Raw genomic sequence first — 26482 nt, 5'->3', positions numbered from 1 at the left:
TGATGTCCACCGAATTTATCGGAATGAAAGCCTATATTCTAAAATGCCGACCGTTTTCCGCGGTCGGTAGTTCTCGATTGTCTGAAACTTATTGATTCACGACGACCGGAGGGCAGTGCGGTGAATGCTGAGGTACCTCGAAGCCTGCAGCACAGCTCGTGAACGAATCAGAACAGCCCGCACACCGCGCCGAAGCCGACCTCTGGCTGGCGCAATATCGCGATTGCGGCTGTGAACCCGTGGGACTGACGCCGGAAAAAGCTAGATTCGTGCGAACGGTGCACGCCGGCCATGGTCCCGGATGTCAGTTGTACCTCGCCGCCGCGGCTTATCTGAGCCAGGCGGTCGAGGCGCCGACCGAGCCGACCACGCCATCCGGACGAGACTCGGTCATCACTCCACACCATCGAGGAGGAAGCACCATGAGCAGTACCCTGTCCGGCACCGATTCGATTCTCGATCAGCTGCGCGGATCCGGCTCACCACTGCATGTCGTGATGGTCGCGCCGCCGTACTTCGAGGTCCCACCGGCCGGCTACGGCGGCGTCGAGGCTGTGGTCGCACAGCTCGCCGACGCGCTCGTCGACTGCGGGCATCGAGTCACTCTGCTCGGAGCAGGGCGCCCCGGGACCAAGGCGGATTTCGTGCCCGTATGGGACGACATTCTTTCCGACCGGCTCGGCGAACCTTTCCCGGAGGTCCTCAACGCCCTCAAGGTGCGACGCATCGTCACCGAGATCGCGCAAAAGGAGCGAGTGGACATCGTGCACGACCACACCTTTGCGGGGCCGTTGAACGCACCGATGTACAAGGAACTCGGTATTCCGACCGTGGTGACCGTGCACGGCCCGGTCGACGGCGACCCAGGCGAATATTATCGGGCACTCGGTGACACGGCCCATCTGGTCGCCATCAGCGATCGGCAGCGCGGCCTGGCCACCGAGCTGAATTGGCTCGGGCGGGTGTACAATTCGATCCGGCCGAGCGAGTTCCCATTCCAGGCGAAAAAGCAGGACTTCGCATTGTTCCTGGGTCGCTACGCGCCTTACAAGGGCCCGGATCTGGCGTTGGAGGCGGCCCATGCCGCCGGAGTTCCACTGGTCTTGGCGGCGAAGATGAACGAGCCTCCGGAAAAGGCCTATTTCGAGCGATCGGTGCGTCCGTTGTTGACGGCTCGCGATCTGGTATTCGGCGAGGCAGACTCGGTTGCCAAGAAGCTGCTGCTTTCCCAGGCACGCTGCTTGCTGTTCCCGATTCGCTGGGAAGAACCCTTCGGAATCGTCATGATCGAGGCGATGGTCTGCGGCACTCCCGTGGTGGCGCTCCGCGGCGGAGCGGTCGAGGAGGTGGTCGAGCACGGCGTCACCGGCATCATCTGTGACGACCCTGCCGAGTTGCCTGCCGCGATCGCCGCGTCGGCCGAACTCGACCCGGCGGCGTGCCGGCGACGCGTGATGGAGCGCTTCGCCAGCGAGCACCTCGGCGCCGGCTACGAGGCGGTCTACTACGCCGCCCTCGAATCGGCGGAGCTGCCGCGGATCCCGGCCCTCGCGGCCGGGCGGCGGTCCGGCCGCACGCTGTCGGTCGCCAGCAACAGCTGACCGGTCGAGTGGTACGACTCTCCACAGCACCATGCGCCCGGGTCGGATTCGACCCGGGCGCGCCGTCGCGTACGGCCCGATAAACGGACATTCAGGGCGCGAGACAGCTCTTTCGACAGCTGTCCGAACACCGCGGCTCAGACACCTGTGTTCGCTCACAAGAATTGCCCGCGGACTATTGTGGTGAAGTTATTTTTTCTTCAACTATCAGACGACTGGTATTGCTCGCATTTTCCCCGGCCGCGGTCCTGGAAAAATCCCGGCGAAATCTACTTACGTAATACCGATTGCCGGTACGCCCGCGGCGACATGCCGCGCCAGCGGGTGAAGGCGTGGGTGAAGTTCGCGGTCTCGGCGTAGCCCAGGCGGCGGGCCACATCCTCCACCGTCGCGGAGGTGCGTAGCAGCTCGGCCGCCTTGATCTCGCGGACGTTGTTGAGCAGGCCGCGGAAGGTAGCGCCCTCCTCGGCCAGTCGGCGCCGGAGGGTGCGCACGGTGACGTGCAACTCCGCGGCAATCTCAACCATCGACGGCATCCCGTCCGGGTCGCTCAGCAGTCGTTCGCGCACCTTCGCCGTGAGGCGCCAGCTCGACCCGAGCAAGTGCCGCAGCGCCTCGCGGCACTGCCGCTCGATGGCCGAGGCGGTGCGCGAATCCGCTTGTGGCATAGGGTGGTCCAGGAAGGAGCGAGGCAGTCTCACGAGATTGCGGGGACGCTCGAAGACGATCGGGTGACGGTCGAACGGCGTGAGCCCGGCCAGCTCGTCACCGCGCTCGGCCGACATCTGCATCTCGACGCCCAGGACCGGGATATCGACATCCAGCAACTCGCCGGCCATGAAGATGAACGCCACTTCACGCTCGATGAAGAAGTCCCGCACATCGGCGGGGACCGTAGCGCCGTCGACCACGATCGCGACCTCGTCACCGCGGTCCTCCAGCGAATAGCGCGCCGCGACGGAGACGAGGTCCTGGTAGCGGACCGTGATCGAGAGGACGTCGCCGATCGTCGGGCTGACCAGCGCCGCGAGGCCGACCATGCCGCCCTTGCCGATGGTGGCGTGCCGAGCGGTCTGCACGCCCAGACCGGGCGCGTCGCCGAGGTGCCCGAGCAGATTCCGGGCAACATCGAATTCCTGATCCGGCCAGATTTGCGCATTCTCGTCGTCGAGGTCGGCGACGCCTATTCCGGTACCCGCCAATAACAATGTTTCGTCCAGACCGTGCGCCTGTCCGACACTGACCATCATCCGCACGCTGACGCTGCTGTGAGGTAGCACGCCGGGCGGTACACCAAACGAAACCACTGTCCGAAATTACCAACAATCCGTCCCGTCGGCACATTCTTTCGAACGGAATCGCTGAATAGTCTCGACGACACCGGCGTTGCGGTCCCCCGGGCACGGCGCGCCGATGGGTTTCCGGGATCGAGAAAGAGGCATCCGACGTGGACATGTTCAGTACCTGCTGGATCGAGCCCCTCCAGCTGACGCCGCAGAAGGCCCACGCCATCATGCAGATGCATCTCAACTGCCGCACCGAGGAGTGCCCCCGGCGACGGGCGGCGGTGCGGACCCTCGTCGAGGCCGGACGCCTGGTTCCCGATTCCTCGCGCGCGCGGTGAGCCGCGGCTGATCAGTCGAGAGCGCGCCACCGCCAGGACATCTCGGCCACCAGCGGCCGCTCCGGCGTGACTGTCCGGGGCTCGGTGTTCAGGCCGTTCGGCGGGCCGGATTGTGGTTCGACACAGACGGTCTCGGCCGGGAGGTCGTAGACCACCACCCACGACAGGGGGCTGGTGATCGTCAGCTCGAGGGTTTCCGGCCAGGTGAGGGTCGCGTCCACACCCTCGGGCATGGCGAAGCAGTCGTCCCACGGGCCCGGCAGCGGGGCGATACGGTGGCCGTCGGGCAGATAGTCGGCGCCGCGCCGCTCCTGCCACGCCGGGGTGAATCGGAGTTCGACCGCCTTGCCGTCGGTGTCCAGCGTCCGCCGGAACCAGGGATGCCAGCCGACCTGTGCCGGAAAGGAATCAGCGGCCGATTCGACGCTCATGCGGAAGGTCGCGGAGTCGGCGGCAAGCCGGAAGGACTGCGTCACTCGCCCGGCGAACGGCCACGGCTCGGTAAGTTCCTGCGCGAGAACGGCTTCGGTGCCGTCGTTGTCGAGCACCCGCCAGGGCCGATCGCGGACCGTGCCGTGGATGGCGTGTGGTTCGGCGTTGCGGGGCAGTTGGTAGGTGTGCCCGTGCCACGTCAGCACGCCGTCGCGCATGCGCCCGCACCACGGTGCCATGGGGAAGCTGCCGAACCGGGCGCCGGTCCGCAGGATGCCGAGGCCGCCGATATCGAGGCTCGCGATCCGGCCGGTGGCGGTGTTCACCACCATCCGCGTGTCGCCGGCGGTCAGCTCCAGTTCCGCGTCGGCCATGCCACGCCTCCTCGCCTCGACAGACTCCGATCGTGTCCCGGCCGAACGGTTTCCGATCGGCATCCACAGCATGTCACAGGGCACCGACGGTCCCGCCACAAGATCACCGCGAACCGGTCACGCATCCCTGCGACGCGCCGCGCACGGGTGCCTGCTGTGCCGTGGCGGACGCCGGACTAGCTCGACCAGGCAGCGGTCCAGCGGCGCGCGATGCGGGTGGCGCGGCCCGGGGGCATGCGGTTCGGTTCGGTGAGGACCGCGATGGTGAGACCGTCCAGCAGGCCCAGTAGTTCGGCCGCGGCGTCGGCGGCTTCGCTCGCGCGGGCGGGATTCACGGCGGTCAGGGCGCGGGCGATGATGTCCTCGGTCTGCTGCCACTGACCGCGGTGCAGGGCGGCGATCTCCGGATCGTGAGCGGCGCGGGCGGCCAGGGCGAGCCAGACGCGGGCCAGCGTGTCGTCGCTGTCGGGGGCGATGAGCAGGTCGGTCAGGCGGTGCAGGCGTTCCTCCGGTGGCAGGTCGGCGACGCCGGAGTTCAGGAAGCGGCGGGACGCCTCGTCTCGCACGTGCTCCCAAACCCGCAGCAGCAGATCGTTCTTCGTCGAGAAGTAGTACTGCACGGTGCCGATCGACACGTTGGCGCGGGCGGCCAGGGTGCGGATGCTGACGCCCTCGATCCCGTCCTCGGCGATCACCTCGGCCAGCCGGTCGAGCAACGCGCGGCGACGGTCGGTGGCCTCGGCGGTCGCCGCCGCCTGCCTAGCGCCCATCGGGCCGACTCCTCTCCCGCCGATTACGGTCTCGATAGTAGCGCCAGGCCGCCGCGCCGAGTTGCCGCGCCGCCGCGACCGGCTCGCGACGTCCGTCCACGTCGGGCCGCTCGACCACCGCCGCGAAGAACAGCAGCAGCACGCCGATCCCGCCGACACCGAAGTAGACCGTGTCGCCCAGCAGGTTCACGATCATGCGCGCGGACTCGTGCTCGTCACCGGCCAACGCGGGGCCCACCACACCGAGTTGCAGCCCGCGCAGCGCCTCCGCGAGCAACCACACCAGGGACCCGGCCGCCAGCGACAACCCCGCGATCCGATATCGCCGCGCCAGCCGCAGCCCGAACACCAGCGACCCGACGGCCAGCGCCACGACCGCGACCTCCCCCGCCCCGAACACCACCGATCCCGCCATCACCGCACCTCGACCCGGCGCGGCCGCCGCGTAATCGCGACCAACAGCAACACCCAGGCCCCCGCCAGCAGCAAATTACGCACACCGCCCCCGAATTCCATCCGCTCGGTGATGCCCTCCGCCCCACCGCCGCCGAACCACATCGCCCGACCGGTCACCACGCCGACCACAGAACCGCCGCCCGCCACCGCAGCACCCGCAAGCGCGAATCCGAACGCCCCACCCATCCGCCGCCGGTAATACAGCACCAGCGCAGCCCCGACGAGCGGTGCGCACAACCCCACCAACTCAACTACCCGCAGCATAGAAGCTCCTTTCATACGTTCGTATTGCACGATAGGAGCTCGCCACCTCACGAGTCAATACATTCGTATGAAATACCTGGTAAACCGTGCCCTCAACGGGGTTCCGACTCCAGACCTATTGCGTCCCGCCATCAGGACGGCACCGGCCCGCCGACACGGCGCATCACCGGCCCCCTGCGTGTTCTGCACACCGTCTGGTTCGCTGTTCGACGGCCACACGGCGTCGGCGTCCTGATCACGACCGGGCGCAGACCCGCCGAACATATGTCAAGGCGTGTGGGAGGGAGACCGCCGTGGCATCCCCGCCGCGCCAAAATCCTTGAACCGCACCGCGTCTGGCTCGACGGAGGTACCCACTCGTGGTGGACCTCCGCCGCACCGAGGACAGTCACGTTGAGCCGGGGGAAACGCCGACCCGCGAATCGGGGACGTAGCGAACTGGCCTATTCGCCTGCGGCGCGCCGGATTTCGCCGCCGGCGGCGCGGTTGCGGGTGGCTCGGGCGGTCGCGGCGTCGAAGGGCTCGAGGTGGTCGAAGGCGGCGTCCTCGTCGTCCACGTCGAGAACGACCGCGCGGCGGCGCAGGACTCGGGCGGCGTCGCGGTCGAGGGCGGCGCTGTCGTCGCGGGCGGGGCGGCCGTCGGTGGCGGGGCGGTCCGGTAATTGACGGCCGCGGGACAGGCGGGCGGCACGGCGGCGGCGGATCTCCTCCTCCATGCGCACCTGGCGGCGGAGGTAGGCGAGATAGGTGCCGAGCGTCAGGACGGCCAGCGCGCAGCCCCACCACAGCATCGGCGCGACAGCGAACGCGAAACCGCCGAACATCAAGGCGCTCAACGCCAGACCGAGCGCGGTGCGCTGACGGAAGCGGTAGCGCATCCGGCGGGCCATCGCGTCGGACTCCGGGTCGTAGCCACCGCGGCCACGCCGGGTCGGCACGAAATCCGGGTCGTCCGCATCGAATTCGTCCTCCTCCGGCAGCGCTGCCGGGTCGGCCGCCGCGGGAGCCGGGGGGATGCGCGCCATCGCCGGAGCGGGCTCGGCGGCGGGTTCCTCGTCGTACTCCTCGAAGTCCGCGTCGGTCGCCGCGTCGTCGAAGGTGTCGGCCTCCGTGCCCTCGAGATCGGCGCCGGCAGGCGGCGCGTCGTCGTCGGTGGCCGAATCATCGGTCGCATCGTCGTCGATCTCGGCCTCGAGAATTTCGCTGTCGGTCTCGGCTGTCGGTTCGGCCGGATCGCGGTCGCGGGCGGTCTCGTCGTCGTGCTCGGTGACGGTCTCATCGGTCGATGTCGTCATCCGATCCTCCGCATCATCGCCGTGGGAAAGCTTTCTGTGCACGCGGGTCGGCACCCAGTCCGGGTCGGATTCGTGCCCGGCGGCCGGGCCCTTCTTCATACGTCGCTTGGTGTCGCCGCGGTGCAGCACCCGGGTGGCCAGCGCGGCATCCGTGGTACGCCGGATGCGCGGGTGCCGGTCGGCGAGCATCGGGAACAGCACGAAGACCCAGAGCACGACAAGGCCGACCCACAAGATCGAATTCGGCATCGCGCTCGCACCTCCGTCCCCGCCCGGCCGTTGTCCCTTCGACGGTTTTCACCTCGTGACCGGCGCAGCGCCCCGTCGGCGCGCCGGTTACACCGCCGCCTGGTCGGGTCACTCCGCCGGCTCCCTTCCGGTAGTGCGGGACGCACCACCGACGTCCGTAGGCTAGTGCCGTGCCACAGGAATATCCCGCAGGCGCGCCGTCCACACCTGTCACAGGGGTAACAGGGGGCGGGGGTTATGGGAGGGTGGCTCGGCCTGTTTTTATCAGGCGGTCCACTACCGTGCCGGTGACTTCTTCGGCGGTCATCGCTACCAGGAGGTGGTCTCGCCAGGAGCCGTCTACGTCCAGGTAGCGGCGGAGTAGGCCTTCTTCTCGGAAGCCCACATTGCGGAGGACTGCTTGGCTGGGGAGGTTCTCGGGGCGGACGGTCGCTTCTACTCGGTGCAGGCCTACGGGGCCGAAGCAGTGGTCCAAGCCCAGGGCCAGGGCCGCGGTGGCTACTCCTTGGCCTCCGACATCTTTCGCTACCCAGTAGCCGATCCAGGCCGAGCGCAGCGCGCCGCGCACGATATTGCCCACGGTGAGCTGGCCTGCGAAGGCGCCGTCGACCTCGATCACCAGGGGGATCATCGCGCCGCGGCGGGCCTCGGCTTTCAGGCTCGACCACAGGGACGGCCAGTTGGACGGGTGGTTGCGGGCCTCCCAGGAGCCGCGGCCGGTCGGCTCCCAGGGCTCCAGATGTTCGCGGTCGCGGACCCGGATGCGGGCCCAGGCGGCGGCGTCACGCAGGCGGATCGGGCGCAGGGTGACCCGGCCGGCGGCGACCCGTACGGGGCCGAGATGTGCGGGCCAGCCCGGATGCTGCGCCGCCCGGAACACGTTCATGTCCACATCTCACCCGCGCTGGGCGAGGAAGGCGACCTGAACCTCGTCCCCCGTGCGCACCTCGGTGACATCGGGGTCGAGCACGATCAGGCTGTTCGCCTCGGCGAGCGTGGACAGCAGATGTGAGGATCCGTTGCCGCCGAGCGGCTGCACCAGGTACTCGCTGGTCTGCTCGTCGCGCATGAGCTGCGCCCGCAGATAGCCGCGGCGACCCTGCATCGAGGCGATCGGCATGATGGTGCGCGCCCGCACGACCCGCCGCATCGGATGCCGCCGGCCCAGCGCGATCCGGATCAACGGGCGCACCATCACCTCGAAAACCACCAGTGCCCCAACGGGATTCGACGGCAACAGAAAGGTCGGCACCTCGTCGCGGCCCAGCCTGCCGAAGCCCTGCACCGAGCCGGGATGCATGGCGACCCGGGCGACCTCCAGCTCCCCCAGCCCGGCCAGCGCCTCACGGATCTGCTCGGAGGCCCAGCCGCCGACCGCACCGGCGATCACCACCACCTCCGAACGAACCAGCTGGCCCTCCACCACATCACGCAACCGGCCCGGATCGGCGCTGACGATGCCGACCCGGTTGACGTCCGCGCCCGCGTCGCGCGCGGCCGCCGCCAGGGCATAGGAGTTCACGTCGTAGACCTGGCCGGGACCGGGCGTGCGATCGATGTCGACCAGCTCGCCGCCGATCGAGATCACCGACAACCGCGGCCGCGGATGCACCAGCACCTTGTCGCGGCCCACCGCGGCCAGCAGCCCCACCTGCGCGGCGCCGATGATCGTCCCGGCCCGCACCGCGATGTCACCGGGCTGCACATCGTCGCCGATGCGGCGCACGTAGTCGCCGGAACGCACCGGCTCGTACACCTTCAGCCGGGCGCGCCCGCCGTCGGTGAAATCCAGTGGCAGCACCGCGTCGGCCAAAGTCGGCAGCGGCGCGCCGGTGTCGACTCGCACGGTCTGGCGCGGCTGCAACCGGATCGGCTGCCGCGAGCCCGCGGCGACCTCACCGACGACCGGCAGCGACAGATCGATCGGCTGGCCGTCCTCGTCCCGAATATCGGCGCCCGCGCCTTGCACATCGACGCTGCGTACCGCGTAGCCGTCGATGGCCGCCTGGTCGAAACCCGGGAGCGGCCGCTCGGTGACGACGTCCTCGGCGCACAGCAGACCCTGGGCCTCGGAGATCGCGACCCGGACGGGCCGCGGGGCGACGGCCGCCGCGGTCACCTTGATCTGCTGGTCCTCAACCGAGCGCATGCAGCCCTTCCCTCATAGTCCGGCGTCCTGGCGACCCCGCACGACGAGAACCGAGCCGCACCCGTCACTCGGACGAGGTCAGCTGCGGATTCCAGTCGGGAGCGAGCCGGCGCTCCAGCCACTCGCGCAGCGCCGGGCCGTATTCCTCTCGCTCCAAAGCGAAATCGACCGCAGCACGAAGATAACCGCCCGGGTTGCCCAGGTCGTGGCGCGACCCACGGTGCACCACCACATGAACCGGATGACCCTCCGCGATCAGCAGCGAGATGGCATCGGTGAGCTGCAGTTCGCCACCCGCGCCGGGCTCGATGCGCCGCAGGGCGTCGAAGATCGCGCGATCGAGCAGATAGCGGCCGGCGGCGGCGTAGGTGGACGGCGCCTCGGCCAGCTCGGGCTTCTCGACCATGCCCTTGACACGCAGGACGTTCGGGTTCACCGCGTCGGGCACGGTGGCCACGTCGAAGACGCCGTACGCGCTGACCTGATCCTTGGGCACGTCGATCGCGCAGAGCACGGTGCCGCCGCGCTTGCGGCGCACCCGGTCCATCACCTCCAGCACACCGCTGGGCAGCACCAGGTCGTCGGGCAGCAGTACCGCGATGGCGTCCTCGTCGGTGTCGAGCACCTGCTCGGCCTGCGCGACGGCATGGCCGAGGCCCAGCGGCTCCTCCTGCACAACAGAGGTCACGTCGAGCAGGCCCGGCGCCTTGCGGACCTTCTCCAACAGCTGGAACTTGCCCCGCTCGGCGAGCGTGCTCTCGAGCATCAGGTCCTCGACGAAGTGCGCGACCACGCCGTCCTTGCCCGGCGAGGTGACGATCACCAGGCGGGACGCACCGGACTCGGCGGCCTCCGCCGCGACCAGTTCGATGCCGGGCGTGTCCACCACCGGCAGCAGTTCCTTCGGCACGGTCTTGGTCGCGGGCAGGAACCGCGTTCCGAGCCCGGCCGCGGGCACCACCGCGGTGCGGAAACAGGCCTGCGGCGCGTCCGTTCCGGCGTCAGCTGTCATGTCGCACACCCTATCCATCAGATTCGTCGGCCGGACCCGCTTCGACCGGGCCCGGCATCCGGAGAGCCTAAGCGTCGGCCGAGAGCGGCGCTTGCCGGTGGCGGTCCGGAAACGGCCGGTCGAGCGGTTCACTCGACGAAGCCGGTTCGGCACACGCACGCGGGGCGGCCACGGAGAACTCGGCCGACGCCCGGCCTGTGGTGGCACAGGATTACCCGTGGATCGGACGGAGAAACGCACCCGCAGGCAAGATCACACTCGGCGCGGGTCCTATCGTGGTCGGGTGAATACGGCTGGTCAGCGCGACAAACAGCAGTGGCGCGCGGAGTTGTCGGCGCGCCGGGCCGCCGTCGGCGCGCAGGTCCGGAAGACCGAGGCGGACGCGCTGACCGCGGCCGTGGGGCGACTGGCCACCGAGTGGGCGGACGGTGCGTGGGTGGCCGCGTACGTGCCGGTGGGCGGCGAACCGGGCTCGACCGCGATGCTCGACGCGCTGCGTGCGGGCGGCGCCCGCGTGCTGCTGCCGGTGACCGGGCCGCCCGGCCCGCTGGACTGGGCCGAGTACACCGGCGCCGGTTCGTTGTGCCGCGGGCGGTACGGGCTACTGGAACCCGACGGTCCCCGATTGTCCACGGCCGCAATCGAATCGGCGCACGTGATCCTCGTCCCGGCGCTGGCCGTGGACCTCGAGGGAGTGCGGCTGGGTCGCGGTGCGGGATACTACGACCGCACCCTGCCCGCGGCGCGCCCCGATGCCCGGCTGGTCGCGGTCGTGCGTGACGACGAACTGGTGTCCCGGTTGCCGGAGGAACCGCACGATCGGCGGATGGGCTGGGCGCTGACTCCCGGCGGCGGATTGCGGCGGCTGGGCAGGCGCGTGACCGGGAATTAAGGCCGGATTGGCACTGTTGGCACTGTCGGCTGTAGAGTGCCAACGACGGAGACTGTGGAGGTTCCTGTGCCTACTTACTCGTATCAGTGCACGCAGTGTGGTGACAAATTCGACATCGTGCAGTCGTTCTCGGACGACACACTCACCACCTGCGAGAAGTGCAACGGTAAGCTGCGCAAGCTGTTCAACTCGGTCGGCATCGTTTTCAAGGGCAGCGGCTTCTACCGCACCGACAGCCGCAACGGTTCCTCGACCGCGAGCGATCCCGCCAAGGCCGACAGCTCGTCGTCCGGTTCGTCCAACGGCGCGGACTCGTCGAGTTCGTCGTCGTCCGACCCCAAGCCGTCGACCAGCACCTCCGCCAACGGCTCCAGCACGGCCACCACCGGTTCGGCGGTCGCCTGAGCGACGCTCGCCTCCGGCGAGTTTTCCACAGCATTCTCGTTATCCACAGCCCGGTTTCGACCAGCTGATTTCCGGCGCTGATCGGCGTCGCCCGACGTAGCGTCCCGGGCATGAGACGACGACCGCGCCGCGATGCCGACCTGGGCCGGGAACCGCACTGGGACAGGCTGATCCGGTACCGCCCCGCGTGGGCGGATGCCGCGCTGGCCCGCCGTGTGCTCGCGGCCGCGCTCGTCGTACTGGCCGGAGCCCTGTACTTGCGCGGCGACCCCGACACGCACCCGGTCGACGTCGTTGTCGCCGCACGCGATCTATCGCCCGGCCGCGTGCTGGAGACCGCCGATCTGCACCGCGTCCCCCGCCCTGCGGGCATGTTGCCGGAGGGCGCTCTCCGCGACATCGCACCCGTACTGGGCGCCACGGTGACCGGGCCGGTGCGGGCGGGCGAGATACTCACCGACCTCCGCGTACTCGGCCCGCGGCTGGCCACGGCGGCCACCGGTGCGCGAGAGGCCCGCATCGTGCCGATTCGCTTGGCGGACAACGCTGTTGCCGACATCCTCCGCACCGGAGACCGGGTCGATGTGATCGCGGGCGCGGAGCACGCCACCGAGGGCGCGCACGGTCCCGCGCCGCCGCACACGCTCGCCACCGATGCCGTGGTGGTGCTCATCGCGGGTGCCGCCAAGGTCCGTGGTTCCGACGAGCGAGTCGTGCTCGTCGCGCTGGATCCCGCGCCCGCCACCATCGTGGCGGCGGCCTCACTCACCAGCGCGCTGACCGTCGTCTTCCATTGACCGGCACGCGACCTTCACAAAGTTCGCCGAATATTTGCTTTCAACTCGAGTAGCATCCGGTCTACCCGATCCGAAACGCAGCCCTCCACCGCGCTACATACCACTACCAGCACTTCTGCCCGATGCCAGGGCGCGGTGAGGAGACAGGAGCCGCAATGCTGAAGGGTTTCAAGGAGTTCCTGCTTCGCGGGAATGTGATCGACTTGGCCGTCGCGGTGGTCCTGGGCACCGCCTTCGTCGCGATCGTCACGGCCTTCACCAACGGGATCATCAATCCGTTGCTCGCGCTGCTCGGCGAACAGAACGAACTGGGCTGGGGCATCCAGCTCGACGCCGATAAACCGGCCACCTTCATCGCCGTCGGGCCGATCGTCACCGCCGCGGTCAATTTCCTGATGATCGCGACGATCCTGTACTTCGTGCTGGTGATGCCGGCGGCCAGGGCCAAGAAACGGTGGGGCGCGGCCACCAAGGACGAGGCGACCGAACTGGAACTGCTGCGCGAGATTCGCGATCTGCTCGCCGAGGGCGGCAAGAGCGCGGGCGGTCGGCACGAAACCTGAACACGACGGACCCGGCGCCGGAATGGCGCCGGGCCCCTCGGTTATCGGTTCGTACCGGTGATCAGCCGATGCTGAAGGGCTGACCCCACACCGTCACCCAGGAGATGACGTTGTCGGTCTCGACCTCGACGCTCACGAACGACCGCGCCTGCGCGTAGCCGCCGCAGCCGTTGAGACCGATGGTCTCGTCGGCCCAGGACACCGAGCCGCTGTTGCCCTTGAACTTGTTGCGCTTCTTGTGCGCCTCGTTGCCGTAGTCGTCGGCCTGCTCCAGATCGAGCACGTAGAACGACTGCGCCTGACCGGGTCCGAGGGTCAGGTCACCGCCGCCGCTGCCCTTGACCGACGGGGTGACCTTGCCTTCGGTGTCCCACGACGCGCCCGCCTCCGGGCCACCGTTGACGCCGCCGCCATCGATGTTGACCTGGCAGCCGACGACGTAACCGGGGTAGATGCTGCCGCCGGTGGCGCTGGTGTCACCGCCGATGTCCACATGGGCGCTGCCGGTGACCCACGCATTGCGGTGCACCGGAGTCGAACCCATGGACGGATTGATGTTCGCCGATTCGCCGTCGACCCAGATGTGCACGACGGTGCCATCGGACAGGGTCTTGGTGAGTTCCGCGCCCGGCAGCGGGATGAATGTGTCGGCGTTGGCGGCACCGGTGGAGAAAAGGCCTAGAGCGGCGGTCGCGACAGCGCCGATACCGGCCGCACGGGCCACGGTCTTACGGATGTTCATAACGAGTCCCTCGATGAATCGCTTTACGCGGTAATGGTTTTGGCGGAATCGACCAACGTCAGCCGATGGAGAACGGCTGCCCGTAGAGAGTGGTCTTCGAGTAGTGGTCACCGACGACCTCGACGACCGTGTACGACCGCGCCTGGGCATAACCCGCGCAATTCTGGATCTCGATCTCCGCATCCTGGTACTCGACCGAGTAGCGGCCGGGCTTCGTGATGTCCTTGTAGTCGATCTGGACGAACTTCACGTCGCCGGGGCCGAGTTCCAGGCCGATGGAACCGCCGATGCTCGCATCGGTCATGCTGACGCCGCCGGAGATACCGGCGGAGATGGCATCGGAACCGATGTTGACCTGGCAACCGACGATGTAGCCGGAGTTCACCTGGGACGCGCCGTGCGTGGACGAATTGTTCGTTCCCGGCGCGTTGAGTGGACCGTTGTTCGGGCCGACCTCCGCTTCGGGAGCGTTCGGCACGTCGGCGATGGCGTTACCCGACACCCACACGGTGCGGCCCGCACCGTTGGCCGCCAGAGACGGTGAAATGGTCGCGTGCTCTCCGGTGCGCGTGATGACAACGCCATTGGGACCCACCTTGTGACCGTCCGGCAACGGTACGAAGGTGTCGGCGTTGGCGGCGCCGGTGGAGAAAAGGCCGATGGCAACGGCCGCAGCTGCGCCGATACCCGCGAAGCGGGCACCACGCCGCAGACCGATGGTGCGGTTCTCGCTCATACTTCCCCTCATCAGGTTCTAACTGTCAACCTCGGCTTTCGAGGTTGAAAAGCGGGTCCCTTCAGGCCCAGCTCAGTTTGTCGCTGGCTTGTTGCCGCCGTGTAACCGACGCCAAATTTCCGGCAACGACAACCAACGGTCGGAACTGGGCACTGTTCCGCTGAGGTCGGCGCCGGCACGCCTTGCTCGAGCCGTTGGGATCCGCAGGTGTAGCAGCCCAAAGTGGGACATTAAACGCACCGGCATCTACCTGACAACGCAAGGCCCTGTAAACTAGGTGTGATCTGGATCACACAACAAGCCGCGACATATCACGTTTTACGCATAAATGCTGTGAGCGCTCCCAATCGAGGGGTGATCGGAGCAATGGCACATACGAGACGTTGTGATAGCGCCGTGATGCGACGGGTCAGCCGTGATGAGGGGGTACTTGTGAACGCAACCAGTCGTCCGGCGAGCCCGCCCGTTCGCCGTCGGGCGACCGTTCGTCACTGGTTGTTTGCGGAAGGGTATCTCCGAAGATGCGGGCCAGTCGCGCCGCATCGGACTCCGGACGAACGCGACCCCGCGTCGAGTCGTCGGAACGGCTCGGGCGCGGGGTCGGGTCGTCTTGCTCGGTGTGGCTCACTCGTCCAATCCGGACAGCTCGTCGATGACCCGGGCGGCCAGCGGGCTCAGCGTGGCCATGCCGTCGCGCACGGCGGCCCGGGTGCCGGGCAGGTTGACCACCAGCGTGCTGCCGGAGACGCCGGCCAGCCCGCGCGAGAGGCCCGCGTCGAGAGAACCGGCGGCCAGCCCGGAGGAGCGCAGCGCCTCACTGATGCCCGGCAGCTCGCGATCGAGCACCTCGGAGGTGACCTCCGGCGTCACGTCGCGCGGGGACATGCCGGTACCGCCGACCGAGATCACCAGATCGACGCCGCCGATGACGGCGGTGTTGAGCGCGTTGCGGATCTCGACCTCGTCGTTGGCGACCAGCACCGTGGCGTCGACCAGGAATCCGGCCTCGGTGAGCAGCTCGGTGACCAGCGGCCCCAGCGAATCCACCGCGCCGTGCGCGGTACGGTCGTCGACTACCACCACAAGTGCACGGCCGGCCACAGCGGCATCCATTTCCATGTTGCTCACCGTAGCGTCCAGCTGTGACATCGGCGCAGTGTCCCCGGGGCGTGGACGGCGCTCGTCCAGCACCGTGACCGGGCGCGGGCGGCGGTTCATCGGCCTCCCTCCGCGGGCGCAGCGGCGAGGGTCACCTCGGCGGTCTTCGGGTTCTGTCCCTTGTCGTCGGTATAGGTGATCTTCACCTTGTCCCCCGGCTGATGTGAGCGGATGGCGGCGACCAGGGCGTTGCCCGAGTCGATGACCTGACTGTCGACCCTGGTCACGACCGTGCCGGGCGGGATCCCGGCCTTGGCCGCCGGGCCGTCCGGGGTGACGTCCTGCACCCGAGCGCCGTTCATGTCGTCGGCGCGCGACACGGTAATGCCGACCTGGGCATACGTCGCGCGACCGGTCTTGATCAGCTGATCGGCGACCCGGCGCGCCTGGTCGACCGGGATGGCGAAACCGAGCCCGATCGAACCGCTCTGCTGTCCGGTGAGTTCCGAGGAGCCGAGCGTCGCGATCGCGGTATTGATCCCGATGAGATTGCCGTTCATATCGACCAGCGCGCCACCGGAGTTGCCGGGGTTGATCGGCGCGTCGGTCTGGATCGCGGAGATGACCGAAGCCGGTTCGGCGCCCCCTTCGCCGCTGGCGGAGACCGGGCGATTCAGGGCGGACACGATGCCGGTGGTCACCGTTCCGGCCAGGCCGAGCGGGGAGCCGACCGCGACCACCGACTGGCCGACCTGGAGGTTCTGCGAGGAGCCCAGTTCGATGGGTGTCAGGCCGGTCTTGTCGGCCTTGATGACGGCCAGGTCCGACACCGGATCGAGGCCGACGACGGTCGCGCCGGCGACGCTGCCGTCGCTGAACTGCACCTCGATCTTCGCGTTCGGCCCGGCGCCGCTGGCGACGTGGTTGTTGGTGAGGATCATCCCGTCCGAGGAGAGCACCACGCCCGAGCCCTCACCCTGCGCGCGGGCCCCGACCACCTGGATCATGACGACGCTGGGCACCACCTTCTGCGCGACCGCGGGGACGGTGCCCGCGGGTGCGTTGGCGGCGGGCTGCCCGGACTTGGGCGACGGGGCGTTCAGCGCATTGATCGACGTGGACGATCCACCATCGTCCGAACCGCTGACGAGCGCGCCGACCGCACCTCCGACGCCACCACTGACCAGAGCCAGCGCCACGGCACCGGCGATCAGGCCCGCCCGCCCGCGACGCCCCGGCGTCCCCGGATACCCGGCCGACGCCGCGGGATATCCGACACCCTGGCCGGGCGGATACGGCGGCAGCGGAGCCGTCTGCTGATCCCCCATCCCGTAACCGGCATGCTCGGCATTCGGCCCCTGCGGACCGTATGCCTGATTCGGGCCATAGGAAGCGCCCGAATCCTGCACGACACCCGGGCCCTGCGGTGAGTTCGGGGGTGGGGTTGGGGCCCATGGGCTTTGCGGGACGTATGGGTCCTGTTGGGGCTGGCCTGGATACGGCTGCTGGGGGGTGGGGGCGCTCGATGCGAGCCGCGGGTCGGATTGCGGCTGGGCGGGGCGCGGGGCGTCGGGGTGCGAGGCCGGGCCGCTCGGCGCGGCCGACTCGTCCCGCGTGTCCTTCGAGTCCTCGGTCATTTCTCTCGTTTCTCCTCGAGTCTGCCGCCTAGTGTGGTGACGCCGACTGAGAGCGGACTGAGACCGCACTATCAGTTGTCCGAGACATCCGTGCCTGCCTCTCGTCATCCTAGGGTTGCCCCGGCTCGCGCTCCGAACCGGATTTACGCGTCCTCGGGCGGAGGCTCACCCGCACCGGGGAGCACGATGCGGACCAGGGTGCCGCCACGCTCGGACGTTTCGATGACAATCGTCCCGCCGTGCTTGGTCACCACCTGTTTGACGATGGCGAGACCCAATCCGGAGCCGGGCATCGAGCGCGAGGCGGTCGTTCGGTAGAAGCGTTCGAAAACGAGTTCCCGTTCGGCGGGCGGGATCCCGGGCCCGGCATCGTCGACGGTGAGTTCGAGCAGCCCAAGCCCGGTTTCGCGCATCCTGACCAGGACGGGCGCACCCACCGGATTCCACTTCGCCGCGTTGTCCAGCACATTGAGAATGGCCCGTTCGAGACCGGCCTCGTAGCCGTAGACGAACCAGGGCCGCAACTCCGCGACGAATTCCAGGCCCGTTCGACGACGCCGCGCGCGTTCCAGCGCACGCTCGGCCACCTCGCCCAGATCGACTCGTTCGTAAACGTTTTCGGGGGCGTCTTCGCGCGCGAGATCGACCAGATCACCGACAAGATTGGACAATTCCTCGATCTGGGCGATCACATCGGCCCGCAATTCGGCCATGTCCTGTTCGGAAATGGGTGGCGCACCCGGGCGCTGCGAGGCGATCAGCAATTCCATATTGGTGCGCAATGACGTGAGCGGGGTGCGTAATTCGTGCCCGGCGTCGGCGACCAGACGCCGCTGCCGATCGCGCGATTCCGCGAGCGCGCGCAGCATCGTGTTGAAACTCTCGGTGAGCCGCGCCAATTCGTCGTCGCCGGTCACCGGGATGGGCGTCAGGTCGTCGGTGCGGGCCACTCGCTCGGTGGCGGCGGTCAGCCGCGCGACCGGACGCAAACCGGTGCGCCCCACCGCCGTCCCCGCCGCGGCGGCGACCACAACACCGCAGCCCCCGATCACGAACAACAGCCACGCCAGCCGGTCGAGCACGCGCCTGGTCGGCTGCAATCCTTGCGAAATGATCAGTGTCGCACCGCTTTTCATCCGTTCGGCGAGCACCCGCTGGTTGCCGTAGGTACGCAGCGAGGACGCGGATTTGCCGTGCGCGACCGCCAATTCGGGCTCCCCGATCGGCGGCAGGGTCTGCTGTGGCGGCACGTACGCCTGTTCCGGGTCCGGATAGATGAGCGCGACGCCGACCTCCTTGGAGTAGAGGCCCGCGAATTGCAGCACCGGTACGACACCGTAGGCATCGAAGTTGTTGTCGATCATGGCTTCGGCGCGGGCCCGCAGCTGATTGTCGACGTCGGCGTACAACGCGCGCGCCACCATGGCGTACGCGGCGATCGAGGTCACCGCCACAGCCACCGCCACCACGGACGCGGCCAGCAGCGTCACACGCCAGCGCAGGGAGACCGAGCGCGTCAGCGGCATCGGCGGGCGCAGTTCGTGCGCGTCGGACCGGGGCCGCAGCCCGGCGACCACCGGTCGGCGCGGAACTGTTCTACCCACCACTACGGCACTCCTACGGCGGGGTCTCGCGCAGCACGTAGCCGACGCCGCGCACGGTATGGATCAACCGGGGCTCGTTCTCGGCCTCGGTCTTGCGGCGCAGGTAACCGATGTAGACCTCGAGCGCGTTGCCCGAGGTCGGGAAGTCGTAACCCCACACCTCCTCGAGGATGCGGCTGCGGGTCAGCACCCGGCGCGGATTGGCCATCAGCATCTCCAGCAGAGAGAACTCGGTGCGGGTCAGGCTGATCGAGCGCTCGCCGCGGGCGACCTCGCGGGTCACCGGATCCAGCGACAGATCGGCGAACCGCATCGCCTCCGAGGACTCGACGCCCGAGTCGGCGGCGGTGCGGCGCAGCAGGGCGCGCAGCCGGGCCAGCAACTCCTCCAGCGCGAACGGCTTGGGCAGATAGTCGTCGGCGCCGGCGTCCAGCCCGGCGACCCGCTCGGAGACCGAATCGCGGGCGGTGAGAACCAGAATCGGCAGATCGTCGCCGGTGCTGCGGAGCCTGCGGCACACCTCGAGACCGTCCAGCCGCGGCATCATCACATCGAGCACCAGGGCGTCGGGACGCTGCACCCCGACCCGGTCCAGGGCGTCGACCCCATCGACGGCCAGATCGACGGAGTAGCCGTTGAAGGTGAGCGATCGACGCAGCGATTCGCGCACCGCCCGATCGTCATCGACTACCAGAATGCGCATAACCATCAGTCTGACCGTACCGACTGAGAGCCGACTGAGAAGCAAACATGCGACACGCCGGGCCTTCCTGCGGCGATGGCCACTCACCCGTCCGGCGGGCCATGGGTGAGCCATCACATAAGCTGCGAAACATATTGTGGTCAGCAATAATCGACCCCTCGCGCAGGGGAGTTCCGAATTGCCGTAGCCCACTCCACGCGGTATGTTGCGAGCCGTAAAAGAAGACCTCCAGTTGGTTGTGCGCGGGATACACCCCGAAGGCCGCTACACCCGGGCAACGAATCAGGTCTCGGGTGGGAGCTTTCCGAGCTTCGGCGGGCATTGCGGTCGGCGCCGCGCCCGGACCGGAGGGCCATAAGCAAGCGGAGGCGACACGAGCGGGTATGGGCACAGCACCGCGGCCATGGCAGAGCAATCTGTCCAACCTGTCCGTGACGAGCAAGGTCGGCATCGTTCTGCTGCTGCCCGTCATCCTCGCCTCGGTCTTCGCTGTGCTGCGCATCAAAGACGAGCTGGCTACCATCTCGCAACTGAACACGGCCGGCGAGCAGGCTCGAATCATCCGGCCGATGCTGGAATACAGTTCGGCCGCGAACCAGTTGGCGATCACCGCGGCCGGTGACGGTCCCGGCGATCGCGCCGCGAAGCCGACGCTCGACCAGGACGCCGCACACTTCGACCAGTCGCTGGCCAATCTGCAAGCAGCACTACAGGTATCGAAGGCGGACAAGCGCGTCACCACCGCGATCAACAACGCGCTCGCCGCGGGACGCGCGCTGCGCGAGAACCGCACCGGCACCTCACCGATGCAGATCGGCAAGCAGGCCGACGAGGTCGCCACCCACATCGACACCGCGATCACCGCGCTGCCCACCCCCAAAGAGACCGCGATCGAGCGGTACTACGTGCAGATGGGCGTCATCGCCATCGCCCGGCAGATGTTCACCCAGGAGCAGCTGTGGATCATCAGCGGCGAACTCGGCGACAATCCCGCGCTGGTGTCGCAGGCGCTGCTGTCCGCCGGTGGTGAATCGGCCACGATCCACCAGTACGCCGCGGTCTATCCGGAGACGGCCGACCGGCCCGACGTGCTGCTCGCCGCCCTGCAGACCCGCGTCGACGCCCTGAACCAGAACTCGGTGGAGCCCATCGAGCTACCCGGTGTCGCGGACTCGCTGCGGATCAGTTCGGGGATCTACACCGACTCCACCAACCGCTTGGTCGACCTGATCGACACCAGCCTGCGCGACAGCCTCACCGAGGCCCGCGGGCAGGTGCTGCGGGACGTGGCGATCGTGGTGGTGACGCTGTTGGCGGGGCTGGCGCTGGCCCTAGCAGTGGCCCGCTCGCTGGTCGTCCCGGTGCGGCGGCTGCGGCGCGACGCCCTGCAGGTCGCGCACGACGACCTGCCCGCCGAACTCGCGGTCGTGCGCCAGGGCGGCGCCACACCGGAGATCGTCCCGGTCGACGTGCAGACCACCGAGGAGATCGGTCAGCTGGCCCGGGCCGTCGACGACATGCACCGCCAGGCGCTGCATCTGGCGGCCGATCAGGCTCGCCTGCGACTGCAGATCAGCAGCATGTTCGAGACCCTGTCGCGGCGCAGCCAATCGCTGGTCGAACAGCAGCTGACCCTGATCGAGGATCTCGAGCGCGACGAGGACGACTCCGGGCGGTTGCAGAGCCTGTTCCGGCTGGACCACCTCGCCACCCGCATGCGCCGCAACGGCGACAACCTGCTGGTGCTGGCCGGTACGGCGTTGCGCCGCGGGCATCTGCCGCCGGTGCCGCTGTCGGACATGCTGTGGAGCGCGGTCTCGCAGGTGGAGGATTACCAGCGCGTCGAGATCGGTTCCGTGCCCGACGGTATCGTCGCCGGTGAACCGGCCGTCGACATCGAGCACCTGCTGGCCGAGCTGATCGATAACTCGCTGCGCTACTCGCCACCCAGCACCCCGGTGGCGGTGTCGGTGAACCGGGCGGTGGACGGCGGCTACCTGATCGAGATCACCGACCGAGGCCTGGGCATGTCCGGCGACGACCTAACCGCCATCAACGAGCGACTGGCCTCCGGTGGCGAGGTCACCATCGAAACCGCCCGGCGCATGGGGCTTTTCGTCGTCGGGCGGCTCGCGAAGCGGCACACCATCACCGTCAGCCTGCGGCGCACCTCGTCGATGTCGCACCAGTCGGGCATCACGGCCGGTGTGCACCTGCCGGGTTCGCTGGTGTCGCCGGCGGACGGCGGAGCACCGGTCACCGGAACCTTCACCGCCCCCGCGGGTGTCGAGGACGAGCCCGCGAACGCCACACAGCGTTTCCTGACCGCCGTGCCGTCCGCGGAGCCGTCGCTGTACGGCACGACCAGCGCCGGTCTCCCGCAACGCCGCACCCCCGAGTCCGTCTCCGCCCTCGCGGCCACCGATTCCGACGTCGACCCCGCGCCCGGCGACCGAGATGCCGACTCGCACAACGGTTGGACCCCACCGACCACAGGCTCCTGGCGTGCGGTGCCGCCCGCCCGCCCGGCCTTGAACATGTGGGCCGATCCCGAAGACGAGCCGGGCGAGCGCGACTACGACGATGCCGACGAACCCGGGCTGACCACACAGCAGACCGCCCTCCTCCCGCTGCAGTCCGCCGCCGAACCGTCCGGGACGACCTCGGACTTCGACGCCGACGGGCCGCTCGCAACCCGCGCAGGGTTCGCCGAGTCCGACTTCGAAAACGCCTCGGCCTTCGACGACGCTCCGGAATTCGCCACACACTCGAACCTCGAGGCGGACACGGACTTCGCGCCGAATTCGGAGTTCGAGGCAGGTACCGAGTTCGACCCGGACTCGGAGTTCGGCCCGGACACGACGTTCGATGCGGACGCGGAGTTCCAGAAGGGCTCAGAGTTCGAGGCGGACTCGAATTCCGAACCGCGCCCGAACTTCCAAGCGCGCTCGAGATTCCAGCCGCGCTCAACCTTCCAACCGCGCTCGAATTCGGCGAACGCGCAGGCCGACACGGACGCCGCATCCGACCCGCAGTCCGGCGCAGGCCAGGGGTTCGACGCGAACCCACAGGCCGACAACGGTTCTGGGTTCGGCGCGGACCCGCAGACCGACACAGGCTCCGGGTTCGACGCGAACTCGCAGTCCGACACGGGCTCGAGGTTCGACGCGAACCCACAGGCCGACACGCGCTCCAGGTTCAGCGCAGACTCACAGGCCGACCCGGGCTCGAGGTTCGGCGCGGACCCGCAGTCCACCACGGGTTCTGGGTTCGGCGCGGGGTCGAAATCGGGTTCGGGGTCGGGGTTCATGTCGGGGTCGGGCTTTGCCACGGCCCCACGCGAGGAGACCTTTCCTCAGTTCGACAAGTCGCCCCGGATCGACGGCGGCTCGCAGCCGGATCCGCAACGGGGCGAGGCGTTTTCGCCCCCACCCACCACCGCGCGATCGGCGACTCGCGCGACCGGTACGGGCCCGAACGTCACCCGCCCGGCGACACCGGAGCCCGCGACTGCTCTCCGGGAAACCACGGGATCGACCGCTCCCGAATCGGGCGCGTCCGGCCCCGCCACTCCGATCTACCAGCGCATGGTCTCGGAGTGGCTGGTGGAACCGTCGTCGAGCACACCGGCCGGGATGTGGGCATCCCCGGCCGACGAGGGCTGGGCCGCCGCCGCGGATGCCAGCCAACCGGCCACCATCGACCGGACCAGCGGTGGCCTGCCGATTCGGCGTCCGGGTGCGCAGTTGGTGCCGGGCGGATTGGCACCGGCCGAGGAACCGGGCGCTCCCGATCCCGAGGAGATCCGCAACAACTTGTCGAGGCATCTGAGTGGTGTCCGCAGCGGACGAGCAGATGCCCAGTACAACGATGACGGAGGCCTATCATGACCGACACCGAGCAGACCACCGACGAAAATCTGAACTGGCTGGTCGCCCGCTTCACCCGGGAGGTCCCCGGCGTCTCCCATGCGGTGCTGGTGTCGGCCGACGGGCTGCTGCAGGCCACCAGCCCGAACCTGCCGTCGGACCGGGCCGAGCAGCTGTCGGCGGTCACGGCCGGGCTGGCCAGCCTGTCGTCGGGCGCGGCGCAGTTGTTCAACGGCGGCAAGGTGATGCAGTCCGTGGTCGACATGCAGCGCGGCTACCTGCTGGTGATGAGCGTCGGCAACGGCTCGCATCTCGCCGTGCTGGCCAACAAGCAGCACGATATCGGCCGGATCGGCTACGAGATGGCGCTACTGGTCGATCGGGTCGGATCCGTGGTGCAGGCCAAGGCGAGAGCGGTCTAGCGAGCGCGATGTCCGATCTTTCCGGAGCCGGCCCCGGCCGGCCGACAACTCGCGTCCGCCCTTACGCACTGACCGCCGGGCGCACCCAGCCGGCGGTCGATCTGCCGATGGAGGCGGTCGTCGAAACCCTGCCGTACGCTAACCAATTCGATTGGCCCGTCGGTGATGTGCGCACCGACATCCTGCGGCTCGGCGCCGCCCGCTTGTCCGTCGCCGAGATCGCCGCACACCTGAACAGACCGCTCGGCATGGTCCGGGTGGTTATCGGCGATCTGGTTGTCGCCGGCATGCTGCGGGTGTATACCACGCTGAGCGACAATGCGAGCTTCGACGAGCGCCGATCCCTGATGGAGAGGACCCTGCGTGGACTTCGTGCCCTCTGACGCACTACCCGACCCCCGTACCGCATCCACCAAGATCGTGGTGGCCGGTGGCTTCGGCGCGGGGAAAACCACTTTTGTCGGCGCGGTCTCCGAGATCGTGCCGCTGCGCACCGAGGCGATGGTGACCGGCGTTTCCGACGGCATCGACGACCTGTCGGCCACCCCCGGCAAGGAAACCACCACGGTCGCCATGGATTTCGGCCGCATCAAGCTGCCGGGCGACCTCACCCTGTACCTGTTCGGCACGCCCGGGCAGCGCCGATTCTGGTTCATGTGGGACGACCTGATCCGCGGCGCCATCGGCTCGGTGGTGCTGGTGGATACCCGCCGCCTCGAGGACAGCTTCGCCGTGGTCGATTTCTTCGAGGCGCGCGAACTGCCATTCCTGGTGGCGGTCAACCGATTCCCCGGCGCGCCACAGTTTCCCGCGAGCGAGTTGCGCGAGGCGCTGACCATCCGCGAGGAGGTGCCGGTGGTCGATGTGGACGCCCGCAACGCCAACGAGGTGCGGCACGCCCTCGCGGCGGTGACCGAATACGCCATCAAGCGCCTCACCACGGCACAGCAGCAGACCGTCGGACAGGGCTGAGGGACCGGTGCACTACTTCTCGCTGGGGTACTGGGTGCTGGGCCTGTCGGTGGCCCTGTCGTTCGCGGGGGCCGTGGTGGGCCTGGCGTGCGTGCGGCAGTCGACGCTGTCGGTGACGGCACGCTTCCGCCTGGTGTGGCTGGCCGCGGCGGCCGCCTCGCTCGGCGGCGTGGGCACCTGGCTGGCGGTCTTCGTCACCATGCTCGGCGTCGAGGTACCGGTGGGCGCGATTCGCTACGACGTGGCCCGCATGGTGCTCGCGGCGATCCTCGCCGTCGCGGCGGTGCTGGCCGGGCTGCTCGTGATGGGCCGGGCGGCCGATCCGCTCCGGCTGGCGGGCGGCGGCGTGGCCATGGGACTCGGACTGGGGCTCATGCACTACCTCGGCATGGACGCCATCCGGGTGCAGGGATCGGTGCGGGTGAACATGGCGTCGACCGCCGGTTCGATCGTGCTGGCGGTGGTGATCTCGCTCGGCGTGCTGTGGACCATCTCGCGCTTCCGGTCGATGCCCGTGCTGACCGGGGTGGCGCTGCTGTTCGCGGTGGCGGTCAGCGCGGTGCACTATGTCGGACTGGCCGGGGTGCAGGTCCGGGTGGACTCGGCCGTGCTGCAACCGGTGGGCGAGGATCTTTTCAGCCTGTTCGTCCCGATCTTCGCGGTCGGGACGCTGTCGCTGGCGATCCCGATCACCGCGATCCTGGTCGCACCCGACCGCAGCCGCTCCCCCCGGCCGACGGTGCCGCCCCAGCAGGACAACGCGCCTGTCCGGGCGGTACCGCGCCGCCGCAGCCCGGACCCGGTGGGCTGACACGCGGCACGACGGATACGGCATCGGGCCGGATCGCCACGACGGCGGTCCGGCCCGATTGCGTTGCGGCACAGCCGCGATCAGCCCGCGGGGGGCGTGTTGATCCGGCTGAAGTACTCGACGGCCACGGCGATCCCGGCGACGCCGCCGACGGTTACCAGGCCCGCCGCGGCGCCCAGCGGCGCACCGAGTGCGGCGCCCGTGAGGCAGCCGCCGATCCAGCCCGGGATCACCAGGAACGGCGTCCCGACGAGCGCGCCGAGCAGGCAACCGCCCGCCAGGCCGATGACGGTGCCGACGAGGGTGCCGACGCCGGTGGCGAGGGCGAACTCGGTGCCGGCATTGGACATCGCGTCGTCCATCTCCTCCCGGGAGGCGACGTCGTGCAGCATGGGCGCCGGGTGCGCCGCCGCGGGGTCGACGCTCGGCGTCAGGGTGACCTCGTTGGCGCCGTCGGCCGCCGCCGCGATCGGATATTCCAAGCCGTCCCGCAAATAGGTCAGCGGAAATCCAGCAACCACGTTTCCGCGGTTGTCCCGGACCTGGAGCTGTTTGTTATCGGTGGTCAGCGAACCGGCATCGGTCCGCACCACCACGGACTTGTCCACCACATCGGCGGTGTAGTGGATGTCGGGGTTGTCGACGGCGGCGGGCTGGGCGTAAGACGTCCCGGCACCGACTCCCAGAGCCGCGATGACCAGTGCGGACGTTGCGGCGAACTTCCTGAACTTCATACCCTCGAATACTTTCTGCAGCAGGTGCGCCACCAACCTCCGGCGCGCAGGCTCACTGAGAACCCGTCAGTAGGTTCACTCCACACTATTACGGATTCGTAACAGAATGTATCAACGGATCGATAGGCCGAGCCGCACGTGTTAAGAGACCGCAAATGCCGCCAGCAAACTCCCCGCTAGGGACCCTCAGCGAATGCTCAGCTCTTTCTGCTGTGAGTTGTGTTACTGCGACATCTCCCCGCACCCGCGCCGCGAGGACGACGTTGCCGGC

27 protein-coding genes are annotated in these 26482 nt (G+C 68.6%); 11 read left to right on the top strand and 16 right to left on the bottom strand.

Annotation, left to right across the window (positions count from 1 at the left end; genetic code table 11):
• Positions 1 to 434: 434 nt before the first annotated feature.
• Entirely contained in the window at positions 435 to 1601 is a 1167-nt protein-coding gene (locus ACFMRZ_RS27050) for a glycosyltransferase family 4 protein (protein WP_400182981.1), read from the top strand.
• Positions 1602 to 1870: 269 nt separating this feature from the next.
• Here the strand turns inward: ACFMRZ_RS27050 and ACFMRZ_RS27045 are convergent, their stop codons facing one another.
• Positions 1871 to 2848, bottom strand: coding sequence for an AraC family transcriptional regulator ligand-binding domain-containing protein (locus ACFMRZ_RS27045; RefSeq protein WP_400181243.1), 978 nt, complete (start codon positions 2846 to 2848; stop codon positions 1871 to 1873).
• Positions 2849 to 3048: 200 nt separating this feature from the next.
• On the opposite strand from ACFMRZ_RS27045, the gene ACFMRZ_RS27040 reads away from it, so the two are divergent.
• Positions 3049 to 3225: a hypothetical protein gene (locus ACFMRZ_RS27040; RefSeq protein ID WP_187689621.1), complete on the top strand. Its 177-nt coding sequence runs from the start codon at positions 3049 to 3051 to the stop codon at positions 3223 to 3225.
• An 11-nt stretch (positions 3226 to 3236) separates the two neighbouring features.
• Here ACFMRZ_RS27040 and ACFMRZ_RS27035 read toward each other — a convergent pair whose 3' ends face one another.
• The 8 genes from ACFMRZ_RS27035 to ACFMRZ_RS27000 all read right to left on the bottom strand — a co-directional run bounded on the left by ACFMRZ_RS27035 (position 3237) and on the right by ACFMRZ_RS27000 (position 10226).
• Positions 3237 to 4031 (bottom strand): aldose 1-epimerase, encoded by a 795-nt coding sequence (locus ACFMRZ_RS27035; protein WP_400181242.1) that lies wholly within the window; start codon positions 4029 to 4031, stop codon positions 3237 to 3239.
• A 176-nt stretch (positions 4032 to 4207) separates the two neighbouring features.
• Positions 4208 to 4801, bottom strand: coding sequence for a TetR/AcrR family transcriptional regulator (locus tag ACFMRZ_RS27030; RefSeq protein ID WP_400181241.1), 594 nt, complete (start codon positions 4799 to 4801; stop codon positions 4208 to 4210).
• Positions 4791 to 5216: a hypothetical protein gene (locus ACFMRZ_RS27025; protein ID WP_280270613.1), complete on the bottom strand. Its 426-nt coding sequence runs from the start codon at positions 5214 to 5216 to the stop codon at positions 4791 to 4793. Before ACFMRZ_RS27025 ends, ACFMRZ_RS27030 begins: the two co-directional genes overlap by 11 nt.
• Positions 5216 to 5521, bottom strand: a complete 306-nt coding sequence (locus ACFMRZ_RS27020) for a hypothetical protein (RefSeq protein WP_280371631.1) — start codon at positions 5519 to 5521, stop codon at positions 5216 to 5218. Before ACFMRZ_RS27020 ends, ACFMRZ_RS27025 begins: the two co-directional genes overlap by 1 nt.
• A 443-nt stretch (positions 5522 to 5964) precedes the next feature.
• Entirely contained in the window at positions 5965 to 7065 is a 1101-nt protein-coding gene (gene glpR / locus ACFMRZ_RS27015) for a gephyrin-like molybdotransferase receptor GlpR (protein WP_400181240.1), read from the bottom strand.
• 235 nt (positions 7066 to 7300) lie between these two features.
• Entirely contained in the window at positions 7301 to 7951 is a 651-nt protein-coding gene (locus tag ACFMRZ_RS27010) for a GNAT family protein (protein WP_280270616.1), read from the bottom strand.
• Positions 7952 to 7960: 9 nt separating this feature from the next.
• Positions 7961 to 9214, bottom strand: coding sequence for a gephyrin-like molybdotransferase Glp (gene glp, locus ACFMRZ_RS27005; protein ID WP_280270617.1), 1254 nt, complete (start codon positions 9212 to 9214; stop codon positions 7961 to 7963).
• Between the two features lie 64 nt (positions 9215 to 9278).
• A complete protein-coding gene (locus tag ACFMRZ_RS27000; protein ID WP_280270618.1) occupies positions 9279 to 10226 on the bottom strand; it encodes a UTP--glucose-1-phosphate uridylyltransferase in 948 nt (315 codons plus the stop codon).
• 283 nt (positions 10227 to 10509) lie between these two features.
• On the opposite strand from ACFMRZ_RS27000, the gene ACFMRZ_RS26995 reads away from it, so the two are divergent.
• The 4 genes from ACFMRZ_RS26995 (at position 10510) to mscL (ending at position 12883) form a co-directional block, all read left to right on the top strand.
• Complete coding sequence (locus tag ACFMRZ_RS26995; protein WP_400181239.1) at positions 10510 to 11118, top strand: 5-formyltetrahydrofolate cyclo-ligase; 609 nt, start codon at positions 10510 to 10512, stop codon at positions 11116 to 11118.
• 66 nt (positions 11119 to 11184) lie between these two features.
• Positions 11185 to 11523 (top strand): FmdB family zinc ribbon protein, encoded by a 339-nt coding sequence (locus tag ACFMRZ_RS26990; protein WP_400181238.1) that lies wholly within the window; start codon positions 11185 to 11187, stop codon positions 11521 to 11523.
• Between the two features lie 110 nt (positions 11524 to 11633).
• On the top strand, positions 11634 to 12320 hold the full coding sequence (locus ACFMRZ_RS26985; RefSeq protein WP_400181237.1) for an SAF domain-containing protein: 687 nt from the start codon (positions 11634 to 11636) through the stop codon (positions 12318 to 12320).
• A 155-nt stretch (positions 12321 to 12475) separates the two neighbouring features.
• Positions 12476 to 12883, top strand: a complete 408-nt coding sequence (gene mscL / locus ACFMRZ_RS26980; protein ID WP_400181236.1) for a large conductance mechanosensitive channel protein MscL — start codon at positions 12476 to 12478, stop codon at positions 12881 to 12883.
• A gap of 61 nt (positions 12884 to 12944) precedes the next feature.
• Here mscL and ACFMRZ_RS26975 read toward each other — a convergent pair whose 3' ends face one another.
• The 6 genes from ACFMRZ_RS26975 to ACFMRZ_RS26950 form a co-directional block, all read right to left on the bottom strand.
• Positions 12945 to 13625: an MspA family porin gene (locus ACFMRZ_RS26975; RefSeq protein ID WP_400181235.1), complete on the bottom strand. Its 681-nt coding sequence runs from the start codon at positions 13623 to 13625 to the stop codon at positions 12945 to 12947.
• Positions 13626 to 13683: 58 nt separating this feature from the next.
• Positions 13684 to 14361: an MspA family porin gene (locus ACFMRZ_RS26970; protein ID WP_280270624.1), complete on the bottom strand. Its 678-nt coding sequence runs from the start codon at positions 14359 to 14361 to the stop codon at positions 13684 to 13686.
• A 624-nt stretch (positions 14362 to 14985) separates the two neighbouring features.
• Positions 14986 to 15510 carry a molybdenum cofactor biosynthesis protein B gene (locus ACFMRZ_RS26965; RefSeq protein ID WP_400181234.1) on the bottom strand — a complete coding sequence of 175 codons (525 nt, stop codon included), beginning with the start codon at positions 15508 to 15510 and terminating at the stop codon, positions 14986 to 14988.
• 65 nt (positions 15511 to 15575) lie between these two features.
• Positions 15576 to 17096 (bottom strand): trypsin-like peptidase domain-containing protein, encoded by a 1521-nt coding sequence (locus ACFMRZ_RS26960; protein WP_400181233.1) that lies wholly within the window; start codon positions 17094 to 17096, stop codon positions 15576 to 15578.
• Positions 17097 to 17239: 143 nt separating this feature from the next.
• Positions 17240 to 18622 carry a HAMP domain-containing sensor histidine kinase gene (locus ACFMRZ_RS26955; RefSeq protein ID WP_280270644.1) on the bottom strand — a complete coding sequence of 461 codons (1383 nt, stop codon included), beginning with the start codon at positions 18620 to 18622 and terminating at the stop codon, positions 17240 to 17242.
• Between the two features lie 91 nt (positions 18623 to 18713).
• A complete protein-coding gene (locus ACFMRZ_RS26950) occupies positions 18714 to 19403 on the bottom strand; it encodes a response regulator transcription factor (RefSeq protein ID WP_187685297.1) in 690 nt (229 codons plus the stop codon).
• Positions 19404 to 19786: 383 nt separating this feature from the next.
• Between ACFMRZ_RS26950 and ACFMRZ_RS26945 the strand changes: the two genes are divergently transcribed.
• The 5 genes from ACFMRZ_RS26945 to ACFMRZ_RS26925 are packed head-to-tail and all read left to right on the top strand — an operon-like array spanning position 19787 to position 25477.
• Positions 19787 to 23293, top strand: a complete 3507-nt coding sequence (locus ACFMRZ_RS26945; RefSeq protein WP_400181232.1) for an ATP-binding protein — start codon at positions 19787 to 19789, stop codon at positions 23291 to 23293.
• A complete protein-coding gene (locus ACFMRZ_RS26940) occupies positions 23290 to 23694 on the top strand; it encodes a roadblock/LC7 domain-containing protein (protein ID WP_280270627.1) in 405 nt (134 codons plus the stop codon). Before ACFMRZ_RS26945 ends, ACFMRZ_RS26940 begins: the two co-directional genes overlap by 4 nt.
• An 8-nt stretch (positions 23695 to 23702) precedes the next feature.
• Positions 23703 to 24077 carry a DUF742 domain-containing protein gene (locus tag ACFMRZ_RS26935; RefSeq protein ID WP_187685299.1) on the top strand — a complete coding sequence of 125 codons (375 nt, stop codon included), beginning with the start codon at positions 23703 to 23705 and terminating at the stop codon, positions 24075 to 24077.
• On the top strand, positions 24058 to 24666 hold the full coding sequence (locus ACFMRZ_RS26930; protein ID WP_400181231.1) for a GTP-binding protein: 609 nt from the start codon (positions 24058 to 24060) through the stop codon (positions 24664 to 24666). The genes ACFMRZ_RS26935 and ACFMRZ_RS26930 overlap by 20 nt, the downstream gene beginning before the upstream one ends.
• A gap of 7 nt (positions 24667 to 24673) precedes the next feature.
• On the top strand, positions 24674 to 25477 hold the full coding sequence (locus ACFMRZ_RS26925; protein WP_400181230.1) for an MHYT domain-containing protein: 804 nt from the start codon (positions 24674 to 24676) through the stop codon (positions 25475 to 25477).
• An 80-nt stretch (positions 25478 to 25557) separates the two neighbouring features.
• Here the strand turns inward: ACFMRZ_RS26925 and ACFMRZ_RS26920 are convergent, their stop codons facing one another.
• Positions 25558 to 26211, bottom strand: a complete 654-nt coding sequence (locus tag ACFMRZ_RS26920; RefSeq protein WP_400181229.1) for a hypothetical protein — start codon at positions 26209 to 26211, stop codon at positions 25558 to 25560.
• Positions 26212 to 26482: the final 271 nt, after the last annotated feature.

The sequence above is a fragment of the Nocardia sp. N2S4-5 genome, from assembly GCF_044628355.1.
Lineage (GTDB): Bacteria > Actinomycetota > Actinomycetes > Mycobacteriales > Mycobacteriaceae > Nocardia > Nocardia wallacei_B.
This window is presented reverse-complemented; position numbering and strand designations above follow the sequence as displayed.

Coding starts and splice junctions, on each gene's coding strand:
- ACFMRZ_RS27045 (WP_400181243.1), bottom strand. CDS start 2,848: ATGGTCAGTGTCGGACAGGCGCACGGTCTGGACGAAACATTGTTATTG.
- glpR (WP_400181240.1), bottom strand. CDS start 7,065: ATGCCGAATTCGATCTTGTGGGTCGGCCTTGTCGTGCTCTGGGTCTTC.
- ACFMRZ_RS26940 (WP_280270627.1), top strand. CDS start 23,290: ATGACCGACACCGAGCAGACCACCGACGAAAATCTGAACTGGCTGGTC.
- ACFMRZ_RS26950 (WP_187685297.1), bottom strand. CDS start 19,403: ATGCGCATTCTGGTAGTCGATGACGATCGGGCGGTGCGCGAATCGCTG.
- ACFMRZ_RS26965 (WP_400181234.1), bottom strand. CDS start 15,510: ATGTCACAGCTGGACGCTACGGTGAGCAACATGGAAATGGATGCCGCT.
- ACFMRZ_RS26985 (WP_400181237.1), top strand. CDS start 11,634: ATGAGACGACGACCGCGCCGCGATGCCGACCTGGGCCGGGAACCGCAC.
- mscL (WP_400181236.1), top strand. CDS start 12,476: ATGCTGAAGGGTTTCAAGGAGTTCCTGCTTCGCGGGAATGTGATCGAC.
- ACFMRZ_RS27000 (WP_280270618.1), bottom strand. CDS start 10,226: ATGACAGCTGACGCCGGAACGGACGCGCCGCAGGCCTGTTTCCGCACC.
- glp (WP_280270617.1), bottom strand. CDS start 9,214: ATGCGCTCGGTTGAGGACCAGCAGATCAAGGTGACCGCGGCGGCCGTC.
- ACFMRZ_RS27025 (WP_280270613.1), bottom strand. CDS start 5,216: ATGGCGGGATCGGTGGTGTTCGGGGCGGGGGAGGTCGCGGTCGTGGCG.
- ACFMRZ_RS26975 (WP_400181235.1), bottom strand. CDS start 13,625: ATGAACATCCGTAAGACCGTGGCCCGTGCGGCCGGTATCGGCGCTGTC.
- ACFMRZ_RS26970 (WP_280270624.1), bottom strand. CDS start 14,361: ATGAGCGAGAACCGCACCATCGGTCTGCGGCGTGGTGCCCGCTTCGCG.
- ACFMRZ_RS26955 (WP_280270644.1), bottom strand. CDS start 18,622: ATGCCGCTGACGCGCTCGGTCTCCCTGCGCTGGCGTGTGACGCTGCTG.
- ACFMRZ_RS26945 (WP_400181232.1), top strand. CDS start 19,787: ATGGGCACAGCACCGCGGCCATGGCAGAGCAATCTGTCCAACCTGTCC.
- ACFMRZ_RS26935 (WP_187685299.1), top strand. CDS start 23,703: ATGTCCGATCTTTCCGGAGCCGGCCCCGGCCGGCCGACAACTCGCGTC.
- ACFMRZ_RS26920 (WP_400181229.1), bottom strand. CDS start 26,211: ATGAAGTTCAGGAAGTTCGCCGCAACGTCCGCACTGGTCATCGCGGCT.
- ACFMRZ_RS27030 (WP_400181241.1), bottom strand. CDS start 4,801: ATGGGCGCTAGGCAGGCGGCGGCGACCGCCGAGGCCACCGACCGTCGC.
- ACFMRZ_RS27035 (WP_400181242.1), bottom strand. CDS start 4,031: ATGGCCGACGCGGAACTGGAGCTGACCGCCGGCGACACGCGGATGGTG.
- ACFMRZ_RS27010 (WP_280270616.1), bottom strand. CDS start 7,951: ATGAACGTGTTCCGGGCGGCGCAGCATCCGGGCTGGCCCGCACATCTC.
- ACFMRZ_RS27020 (WP_280371631.1), bottom strand. CDS start 5,521: ATGCTGCGGGTAGTTGAGTTGGTGGGGTTGTGCGCACCGCTCGTCGGG.
- ACFMRZ_RS26960 (WP_400181233.1), bottom strand. CDS start 17,096: ATGACCGAGGACTCGAAGGACACGCGGGACGAGTCGGCCGCGCCGAGC.